This is a genomic window from Holospora undulata HU1 (genome assembly GCF_000388175.3).
GTDB classification, from domain to species: domain Bacteria; phylum Pseudomonadota; class Alphaproteobacteria; order Holosporales; family Holosporaceae; genus Holospora; species Holospora undulata_A.
The window spans coordinates 1-10528 of sequence record NZ_ARPM03000073.1 but is presented as its reverse complement, the minus strand read 5'-3'; the positions used below and the strand labels follow the sequence as shown (position 1 = coordinate 10528).

General features: G+C 33.3%; 8 protein-coding genes and 2 pseudogenes. 7 read left to right on the top strand and 3 right to left on the bottom strand.

Going from position 1 to position 10528, the window contains the following annotated elements; translation table 11 throughout:
* Window positions 1–8: 8 nt before the first annotated feature.
* From K737_RS11755 to K737_RS11740, 7 genes and pseudogenes are all read left to right on the top strand, one after another.
* Window positions 9–179: a transposase gene (locus tag K737_RS11755; protein WP_407636438.1), complete on the top strand. Its 171-nt coding sequence runs from the start codon at window positions 9–11 to the stop codon at window positions 177–179.
* An 894-nt stretch (window positions 180–1073) separates the two neighbouring features.
* On the top strand, window positions 1074–1448 hold the full coding sequence (gene rplU / locus K737_RS01315) for a 50S ribosomal protein L21 (RefSeq protein ID WP_006291273.1): 375 nt from the start codon (window positions 1074–1076) through the stop codon (window positions 1446–1448).
* A 36-nt stretch (window positions 1449–1484) separates the two neighbouring features.
* A complete protein-coding gene (gene rpmA / locus K737_RS01310; RefSeq protein WP_006291272.1) occupies window positions 1485–1742 on the top strand; it encodes a 50S ribosomal protein L27 in 258 nt (85 codons plus the stop codon).
* A 259-nt stretch (window positions 1743–2001) separates the two neighbouring features.
* Window positions 2002–6072, top strand: coding sequence for a hypothetical protein (locus K737_RS01305; RefSeq protein WP_152531024.1), 4071 nt, complete (start codon window positions 2002–2004; stop codon window positions 6070–6072).
* 734 nt (window positions 6073–6806) lie between these two features.
* Complete coding sequence (locus tag K737_RS11750) at window positions 6807–6965, top strand: transposase (RefSeq protein ID WP_081731135.1); 159 nt, start codon at window positions 6807–6809, stop codon at window positions 6963–6965.
* Window positions 6966–7099: 134 nt separating this feature from the next.
* Entirely contained in the window at window positions 7100–7336 is a 237-nt protein-coding gene (locus tag K737_RS11745; protein ID WP_006291270.1) for a hypothetical protein, read from the top strand.
* Window positions 7278–7424 (top strand): annotated as a pseudogene (locus K737_RS11740) (IS5/IS1182 family transposase); the annotation flags it as partial. The gene K737_RS11745 and the pseudogene K737_RS11740, both read left to right, overlap by 59 nt.
* Window positions 7425–8485: 1061 nt before the next feature.
* Here the strand turns inward: K737_RS11740 and fabF are convergent.
* The 3 genes and pseudogenes from fabF to K737_RS01280 form a co-directional block, all read right to left on the bottom strand.
* Entirely contained in the window at window positions 8486–9748 is a 1263-nt protein-coding gene (gene fabF / locus K737_RS01290) for a beta-ketoacyl-ACP synthase II (protein ID WP_006291265.1), read from the bottom strand.
* Window positions 9745–10044: an acyl carrier protein gene (locus K737_RS01285; protein WP_006291263.1), complete on the bottom strand. Its 300-nt coding sequence runs from the start codon at window positions 10042–10044 to the stop codon at window positions 9745–9747. The genes fabF and K737_RS01285 overlap by 4 nt, the downstream gene beginning before the upstream one ends.
* A gap of 245 nt (window positions 10045–10289) precedes the next feature.
* Window positions 10290–10528, bottom strand: a pseudogene (locus tag K737_RS01280) (hypothetical protein); the annotation flags it as partial.

Below are 10528 nucleotides of genomic sequence, written 5' to 3'. Positions count from 1 at the left end.
GAAAATTAATAGAATCTGTAAAATACAGTATAATTTTTCTACCTCCTTGCTCTTGTGATTTGAATCCAATAGAGAAATTCTGGGCTAATATGAAGAGGGCGATTGAATACAATATACTAAATTTTAACGCTCTATTCGAGGCTATTTCGCGCTTCTTTAAAATATCTAATTCAAACTAAATTACTGTGCCAATCAAAACATTTATTGCATTAGTTCTTCTCCAATCGTGCTTACCATAGCATCGCTGCCCTTGTATCCCCATAGGGTCTTGGCATGTCATGCGCAAAACTGCTTTCGTCAATATAATCTTTTAGTTTTTCTTATTTTTTTAGCTTTTCAATGTTCCGAAAAAACGTAAACCTTTTTACGGGGTCTTCCTTGGGGGGATTCAGAGTTTTTTTTATATGTTAATTCCAATAAGCTTTTTAGAATGCTTTATCCCGGATGCACTTACTCCAAGCCTTATTGCTCTTTCGTAACTTTAAGAATCAGGATAATTCCGGATATCTTGTTTTAAAGCTTCGTTATTTTTTGTTTTGGTGTTTATCTCTATTTTTTCTTAGGAATTCATTGATTTTTCCACATGTTTATTATGATATTTGAGATCTTAAATATTTTGGATAGCTTGATAAAACTCTCACCAGCTGATTGTAGCTTTAGCATTTTTTTTACGGAATTGAACTGAATATGTTATCTATTTTTTAAGTTTTCACAAACTTTCTAGTTTAATTTGTTCTTGTTGTATATGGCTTTTTTATGTGACCAGCTCTATATTTTTCAAAGAGCAAGTGTGTCACGATTTTAGACCATCAAATAAATCAAAACAAGATAAATCCAGAAATAAAAGCTTATAATTTTTACAAAGGTATGTTTTAGATTATGAATTTCTCATATATCTTTGATAAAAGAAAATAAAATAAAAATCAAAACGCTCCTGAAATGGAAAAGGACCTGAGTGATAGTTTTCCGAACAGGTGCAATATTTTTTTACATTGAGTTTATTGTTACTTTTGTTTATTTTAGAAATACAAATATATTTTTTATAGATCTCTTGTGATTTTGTAATTTTTTTTATGAGGTGGGGGGGGGGGATCGAACTTGAACTCTTGTACCAAAAAGATCCTTGTGTTAGAATAAGAAAAACTTTTTGGTTTAAACACATGTACACGGTTTTAAAAACTGGAGGAAAGCAGTATCACGTTAACCTAGGCCGTTTTTTAGATGTAGAGCGTCTTGTTTGTAATGAGGGGGATGTTTTACATTTAGATGGATGGTCAATTCAGCCTGAAGGGGAAGTTTTACCTGCAAAGATAGTTGCAGTGTCTCTTGGAGAAATAAAATCAAAAAAAGTTATAATCTTTAAGAAAAAGCGTCGCCATAATTATAGAAGAAAGCGCGGACACAGGCAGATTTTAACTCGGGTGCGCATTGAATCTGTAGAGGTTTAGTGATAAATTTGAGTAGTAGAGAAAGCGGAGTAGCTTATGGCACAAAAAAAGGGAAGCGGAACGTCGCGTAATGGTCGAGATTCTGCTGGACGTAGGTTAGGAGTTAAAAGATTTGATGGACAGCTGGTAAATGCTGGAACAATTATTTTGCGACAACTAGGAACAAGGGTACATCCTGGATTGAATGTTGGGTGTGGAAAGGATTATACTTTATTTTCAAGAATTTCTGGTTATGTAAAGTTTTGTGTTAGGAAAGGAAAGAAGATTGTAAAAGTTTTTAAGGAACGTGTTTAGTGTTGTTTAACGGTTTTACGTAAAATAAATAATTCATAGATTAGTTAAAATTTTTTAAGTAAAGAAAAATAAAATTTTGAAACTTTACTTAAAAAATGGTTTTTTATTTTTTTGTGGTATCTATGATTTTTAAACGAAAGTGAAGTTATGCTGTGTTCTCACGGAAACATAAAAAAATAATATTTTTTTTCAAATTGATGTATTGAAACTTTGTCAAAATTCCTATTAAATGTTGGGGAATGAAAATAGCGATTTTTACATGGAAAAAAAAATTTTATTGATGTTAATAATGAATGTTACTAGCAGCTTTTTTATTGAAAATTTTGCTCAAAGCGCCTATGGTGCAGATGGAAGCGATGAAGATAGTTCATCAAGCTCGCAGCAAAGCTCTGAGCTAAGTAGAGGCTATGGGGGAGAGCAAGACTTCTTTAATCAGCTTGATCAGTTTCGTGAACTGTTATCATTTGATTTTAAGGGATTTGAGATCAATTTTTTGTACAGAGAAGCAGATACGCTTGATCATTCTTTAGTAGAAGCGTTTACTTCTGAAAACAATAATAAGGAACTCGAGTGTTTCCCTTTTGAAGCAGAAATATTAGACGGAGAATATGCTTCAAACACTTTTTTAGGTAGATTAAATGGAAAAGGATTTTTTATCGATATTTTAAATAGAAACTCTTCTGACGCAACAGCTTTAAAGAGAACTTTGCAAAATATTAGCCCAAAGAAGCTTTTTGATACTTTATTTGGACTAAACAAAAATACAGTAAAGTACGTTCTAAGAGTATTAAATCATGATAATCCTGATTCTTTTAATGAATTGTTTGTTCGCTTATTAACCTCCCTTGATTTTCGTCGTGAAAAACGGTATAGCGATCAAGATTTTTCATCTTTAAGAAAAGCATTTATGGTGCTAGTTCTTGCTTTTAACTCTGAAATCAACGTTGACGCAAAAAAAATATATGACGCGTTAAGCGCATTTGAAAAAGATGACTCACTAAAAAATATTTTATTAAAGCTTTCTCAGTTAGATTTATCTCAAACCCCTGGGAATTATTTAAATATCTTTCATATGACAGCTGCTTTGGGGCGCATTGCTGCCTATAACGATACTCATTTAGGAGGTAGAAATACGATTGCAGATGCTTGTGAGGCTATTTTTGAAAACATTTTCTCTCTTTTTCCACGAAACTTTGTTTTCTTAAAAAGTTCGCTCAGGGATTTAAGCTTTGGCACCCCAGAAGATGTAGTTTGGACCGTCAACGCATTAGCTCTAAGTGATGCCGTCAATAAAGATCGCGAAATTTATTGCTTTTTGTCCGATGCGCTTAGATTTTGTGGAAGAAATGAGGTTACAGGGTTAGAAGGAGTACTATTTAGTGTGATTTCACGTGATTGTAACACGACACTTTTTACTCAAGTTCTGGATTTTACGTTAAAAAATATTAAAGAAAATCGTATTCGTCCAAAAGTTTTGGGGTATATTTTCGAGTATTTAATGAGGTCAAACAGTAAAACAAACAAAGAAATTGCTTTTGATTTTCTAAGTAAGGTTGTAGATACTCCTGATAATTTTACCTGTGTACTTCGCTCTTTATTCTGCAAAGAAGGAGCTTTTTCTGAAACACTAAATAATTTGTCCAGTTGGTGTGACCAATATCTTTTTGATAAGGCTTTTTCAATTTTTATTGAAGATTATGAACATTTGTTTAAGGAAGTAAATAATTGTAATTCAACGGTTTTGTTCCGAGTTTTTTCTTTTTTAGAAAAAGATACACGTTGGAAAGAAAAAATATCTTTTCCTGAATTGATAGAAAAAGTCAGAATAAATAATTCTCGCAACTTGACAGATGCTATTTATATTTTGCTCCGTGGTAATTACAATTACGATGAGTACGCTTGTGCTTTAGATTTTTTTAATGCAGCCCCTGAAAATTCATTAAAAAGCGATATCTTTCAGGAATTGCGTAGAGCGTCTCCAGAAACAGCTAGCGAAGTTTTTAGCAGAGTTTTTGATAGAGTAATAGAAAATCTTTCAAATTCTTCTGATGAAATAGACAAGAGTCGGCGTGAAAATTTATGGAGTGTTGCAGCAGATCAGCTAAAAGAAATTGATGTAGTAGATAAAGAAATTTATTTTTACACAAAAAGCAATGAAAAGATTTATTTAGGAACACTGAATAATATTTCTTCCTTTAATAAGGATTTCATCAAGTACCTAATGAAAAATTTACCTCAAAGTCAAAAAATGCGTTTTTTAAACCAAGCAGTTGCGGAAGTTTTAGAAAATTTAGAAAAGTCCCCTTATTGGATAAGATTCGACAATGACTACGTAAGTAAATGTTTAGATGTTTTTGATATAGCAGACATTTCTTACGAGTATTGTTTAGATTTTTTAAGCAATACACAAAAAGAAAAATATTTTTTCCTGAAAAAATTCTCCGAGCTTCGTCCAAATTTTGGATGTGAAATTTTTAATAAAATTTTAGAAAAATTTTTTAGTTCTTCTGATCCAAGAGATATAGAGCAGTACAATACTTTACAACGTGTTGCAGCAGATCTTTTAGAAAGAGGGGAGATAATCGATCAAGAGCTTCATTTTTATACAAAAAATAATGAAAAAATTATTTTTGGGCAAATGTATGAAGAAAATCGCCCAACTCAAATGTGCCATTTTATTAAGGGGGTGATGCCAAGCTTTTCCAAAAAGGAAAAAATGAATGCTGTAGAACGGGTAATATTAAAAAATTCCGATATGAAAACGTGGGCGCATTATTTGGATATGGCTGATCTTTCCTACAGAGAGGTTCTTGAACAATTAGAAAGATCTTCAGAAAATAAGCAGTTGCCAAATATGGAGTGCTTTTTAAAATTTAGAGATTTGGAAAAAGATCAAGATTCTAAGAAAAGACAAGAAGCGCTGATCTTTTTTGATAATGCTTCAAAAACGGCTTTGCAGTCTCAATCTCTATTGTTTTGTTTAAAGACTTTTTGCCCTGAAAATTATTTCCAGAACGTTGAAGATTTAAAGAATCTTAAGTTTAAAGTTATTGTAGACGCATTAAAAGAAAGCGAAAAACGCAAACGAATGCAAATACGACAGGCACGAGAACATTTGAATAAATTTTTTTGGAACAGAAGAACTGCTCAAAACAGCGTTACTGGAGAAAAAGATTTTAGTGTCCAACTTGAATACTTTATTAATAAAGTATTTTCTGGTTCTGATTTAGAGTTTATTCCAACTCGTGAAGGAGAGATTAACTTAATTATTGACTCGATACTATATGATCAAAGTGGAAAAGAAGAATACAACGAATTGTATGAAATTGTAACTACAATAATAGAAAATCAAGACAAAGATTACGAATTATTACATAAAGCACTAGAAGATTTTGGAATATTTTATAAAAACCTTAAGGACCCCAAAACTCGCTATGAAGCAATTTCTGGATTTTTTCATTTTTCTAACACTATGTTTTGTTTTTTTGAAGCGACTGCAGAAGCAAAGGATACAACAAATCGTAAATTTTTAGAATACTTAGGCCAGCATCACTATGATTCTAAAAAGTGTAAAACGGGAGAAGAACTCATTATTAAAAAGGTGGGGGAGAAAAAATATGCAGCTTTATTAGCACAATTCAATTATGCTGCGGAAACAAAACAGGTAGAAGAAAATCTTATAAGACAGAATGCGAGAAAATTTATTATAAAAAACTTGTCTGAAATCCTTCACGGAATAAAATCTGCGGAAGAAGAATCAAAGTATAAAGCAGTGAAACAAAATCAATGTACACAAAAATTTCAGGAAGAGAAAGAAGATCTCCAGTATTTCAAAATTGCTTCGTTTGGTACAATGAAAGCCTATCTGAAAGGATTTTCAGAAAAATACTATGAAACACAAGACGTGAAACAAAAAGAAAAGTATTTGGATGAAATGACAGAGATTTTTATGGATGTTTATGATGGGAAAGAAAGAACAGAAGTGAACCATCTTTCCCCATTACACTATCAAACTTTAAGAAAAAATTTACCAGAAGCATTTGCAAAAAACACTCAAGAATACGTCGAAAACGCACAAGGATATAAAAATGATCTTCTCGCTTACGGCTCTTATGCCAGATTAACTCATTTTTTAGAAGGCGCGGTTGACGAAGGTGCCGGAAGCAACGCAAGATGTGCTGATGGACTGCTTTCGGATGCAGTAAAAACTATCGCAGAAATGCATGGGTATGCATTTTTTGAAGAAGAATATTCTAAAGACCTCTTAGATCTTGGACTTTGTAAAAACCCAAAAAAAACAGAGACTTTTATTGCGCTTCAAAATCGTTAATAGCATTGCTGTGGAGTTTTTCTGAAAAACAATAAAGTAAATTGTTACAACGGAGAAGTTAGCATTGAAGCTTTCTCCGTTTTTTTAGATTTCTTCGAAAACTAGATTTTAAAGAAGATTTTTTGTAAAAAATTCTTAAAGAAAATTTCGTAGGTTAATAAGAATTAAGAAATATGAGTTTTACAAAATATTGAATATTTTTCAAGAAACGAGGGGTAAAAAGAAATCTTGAGGAAAAAAAAGAATACGCTATGTATAAAAAATTTTCTTTTTATAGTATTTTAAGCACGTTCGCGAGTGCTGCACAATTACGATAATTAAGTGGATGAAAGTATTTTATTAAACATTTTGCTACGTTCTTCTTGAACAGTGATGATACAGAGTGATGTAAAATTTATGAAGTGTATTAATAAATTAAGTAAAAAATAGAATATAAAAAAATTATGTAATAACAAAAGAATATAAAAATGATAATACTAAAAAAAAGAAATTTCATTTGTGAAAAAAGTGAAATCTCATAACGATGTAGGTACATGATGGGGGAGATAAGAAAATAAGAACTTGTATTCATGAATAAAAAAGTGTGATATAAAAGGCTTGAAGGAGTAGAAGAAGAATTATCCAATCGATTAAAAAGAGAGAGATGTGATAAAGCATCATTTTGATAGTGACAATAGAAGTAAATATAACAAAAAAGAGGGTGTTAATGAATCAAGAGCGGTTGTCAATGGCGCATGCTACCAAAAGATTTTCCACCATATTCGACGGTACATTCGTTTTATAGACGATGTAGGATTAAGGGGGTATGGGAAAAAGTGATGCATGAACTTGTTAAGACAAGCCGAATTAAGTATGAAAGGAGTAAGAATCCCAGCGATAGCATCATTCACTAAGTGTTAAAACAAGTGTTACCCCCACAGGAGCCTCAGAAAAAATAGGTATAGATGGGGGAAAAAAAGATACGTAAACGGCATAGTGTTGTTGATAGGCAAGGCAATCTGCTCCATATCAAGGGTTCATAAGGCCAATGACACAGGTGCTGGGTGCAGAGTTTTTTAGGAAGCGTTGCAAAAAATATCCTAAATTAAAGGGAGTGTGTGCAGATGCTGGATATAGAAAAACCATGGAGGAATTTGTGAGAACTATATTGAATAAAGCTATAGCAATATCAGAGCATATATCTCAAGAATGGGCCATACTTGCTAAAGCGTTGGATTGTCGAAAGAACATTTGCATGGCTAAATCCTTTTCGAAGGGTATCTAAAGATTATGAAATTGCCATAGCGACTGCTGAAAACATGATTATGATAGCCCATTCCATGATCCTATTAAGAAGGTTAGCTAAATCATGAATACAGGTTATAAAACAAGCGATATTCATAAAATTTTCTAAATAAAAACATTATTGGGGTGTACGACGATAGAAGAAAAAGATTTGGAGTTGTATTCAACATTGTTTTCAATATTTTAATATGGAAATCAATAACTTATAGTCTTTAAAGAAAATTAGTGATTTTATTATGTTCCTGAATAGATATTTTTTCTCAATAGGATTGAGATCAATATAAAAACGGGTAGACAAGGTTATTCTCTATTTTCAAATCCTTTATAGGATAAATAATACTTCATCCTTCACCCCAGCACTTTTTTTAGAACTTTTGGCATAAGATTTTATTCTCCTCCAAGTATTGTCTTTATTTTCTACGGATTGAAAAAGATTTACGGAAAAAAATGTATATCTGAGAAGTTTCTGCTCTTCCTTTACTATTTCCCCAGTTAGTGAACGCAAAAACAACGATTTAGAGTTTTTATAGCTCAAGCACTTAATAACTGCAAAAATACTTTTCTGGACTGCACTGCACCTGACACGCCTATCTGATATGCATCAGCATGCATCAGCATTTTTTTGTAGCGCGCTTGTTACATTTTAGTGTGGGGTTAATTTTTTTCGATACACGAAGAAGATTCTCAAATAAAAATGCTCTTAAAATTGAAAGAATTTTAATATAATACTACTTGTTTAAATTCTATTTTATAAAGTACTTTTCGAAGAATAATGCAGACCTTTTCCTAAACAAGCTTTCTTATAAGGAAGAATTTTTTTACACTTGATTCTTAGCTGTTTCTTTGCATAATAGAGTGTAAAATTGATTTACATCAATTTTTTTTTGCTCACGGATATTATGCATTTGATAGATATATAGAAAGTATTTTTATTTATATCTAATTTAAGGTTTTTTTAGACATATTTTTAGTTTCGATCTATCTCTCCTAAACTTAGAAGTGGTTGCTACTAATTTACTCATCTCGTTATAGAACAATGAAAAATTAACAACAAGAAATTTTCTCTTCTCATCAATACAATGAAAAAAATCTAAAATCTTCAAGCTATGCAGAAGATTTTTATAACGTCCTAAGAATCCCATGCCTTAAAAATTAAAGTAGCATTCGTTCCGCCAAACCCAAAAGAATTGCTAAGAACATGGCAAAGATTATTAACTTTCCGCGATACACAAGGAACCAAATCAATTCCTAAATTGTACGACGTAGAATCAAAAGATATTAAGTTTAATGTAGCTGGAACAATAGCATGACGCAGGGTCATGATAGAAAAAAATGCTTCTAATGCACCAGACGCTCCTAAAAGATGCCCGGTAGAAGATTTTGTAGAGGACATTAGTGGCAATTTTTCCTTAGAAACATTTTCAAAAAGGCGCTCTACCGCTTCTAATTCAGCTTTATCGCCTAAAGGAGTTGATGTTCCGTGTGCATTTATATACCCTATCTCTTCTAGGGAAAGATCTGCAACTTCCAGCGCTTCTTTCATGCTTCGGTAGGCTCCTTCTCCAGAAGCAGCTGTTATGTGGTAAGCATCACTTGTTGCACCATATCCTACTAGTTCCGCGTAAATCTTAGCACCTCTGCTTTTAGCATGATCTAAATTTTCTAAAATAAGAGTTGCTGCTCCTTCCCCCATGACAAATCCATCGCGTTCTTTGTCCCAGGGGCGGGATGCTTTTTCTGGCTCGTGATTTCGCACGGACAAAGCTTTCATAGCAGAAAACCCAGCAATACCAATTTCACAAACCGTTGACTCGCTTCCCCCCGCTATAATAGTCTCTGCTCTTCCAGCTTTAATGGCCCAAAATGCTTCCCCAATAGCGTGAGAGCTTGCAGCGCACGCGGTAGCAAATCCAAGATTAGGCCCCTTAGCCCCAGTCAGAACACTGATTTGTCCTGCGGTCAAATTTATTAATGCTCCGGGAACAAAAAAAGGACTTACCTCTCTATACCTGCGTGCCAAAGCATTAACATTTTTTTCAATCAAAGGGAGCCCTCCGATCCCTGAGCCGAAAAACACAGCCGTTTTTTCAGGCTCAAGACGTGGATCAAAGTTCGAATCTTTTAACGCTTCCTTTGCAGAAACCACAGCAAGCGCAATAAACCTATCCATTCTTCGAAGCTCAGTGGGCTTCATCCAACAAGAAAAATCTAACTGTCCGTCTTCACTTCCTTCCGGTATAACCCCTGCAATTTTACAAGGAATATCCTCGTCTTCTAGGTCAATAGAGCGAATGCCGCTTTCGCCCCTAATTAACCGATTCCAAACCCAATCTATACCAACGCCAAGAGGGCTTATAACCCCCATTCCTGTTACAACAACGCGACGGTTCATGCTTTTTCTTCATTAGACAACCGCATAACCAACCCAACGATATCTCCCACTGTTTTGATCTTGCTGGTTTCTTCATCAGAAATCGTACAGCCAAACCTTTTTTCTAAGTCCATTACTAGCTCAATTTGATCTAGACTATCTGCACCAAAATCTCCTGTAATGCTGGAATCCATAGTAATTTCTTTATTATGTGCAACCGACTGGGCTAAAATTTCAGATATTTCTCGAAAAACTTCATCAACGCTCTTTCTTTTTGTTTCCACGGAAACGCTTGAATTGGAATGATCAATTGTCATAAGGCCTCTAACTTCAGTATTTTAAAAAAGTGTTATATCAGTTATTATCACAAATTGAATTTTTTATCTAGCCCCCTTCCTGTTTATTTACCTATAATTTATTATCTGCATCAATAAAAATTTATCTAAGATGATTAAGAAACGCTAAACCTTTAAAAAAAATCTGAAACTTTAAAAATTTTGCATACTCCCCCTCACTTTTTTTCAGGTAGTTTAAAAGATCGCTGAAATCAAAGAATAAGAGTTTATCTTTGATCCACCTGAGCCTCCTTGTGAAGTATGAATAACAAAGGTGCTCTGACTGTTTTTTTGTAAGCAATTTCTTGTGTAAGGGCCGTTATAAAAGCGTATAAAATAGCAACAGCGACAATGGTCATAAGTTTGGAAAGTCTTCCCAAATCTTTCATAGGGGGATTTTCAAGGGTAACCCCTTGCGTTTTCATAGTTCTGAACAGCCGTTCAATGTCCCATCTTTGTTTGTTTA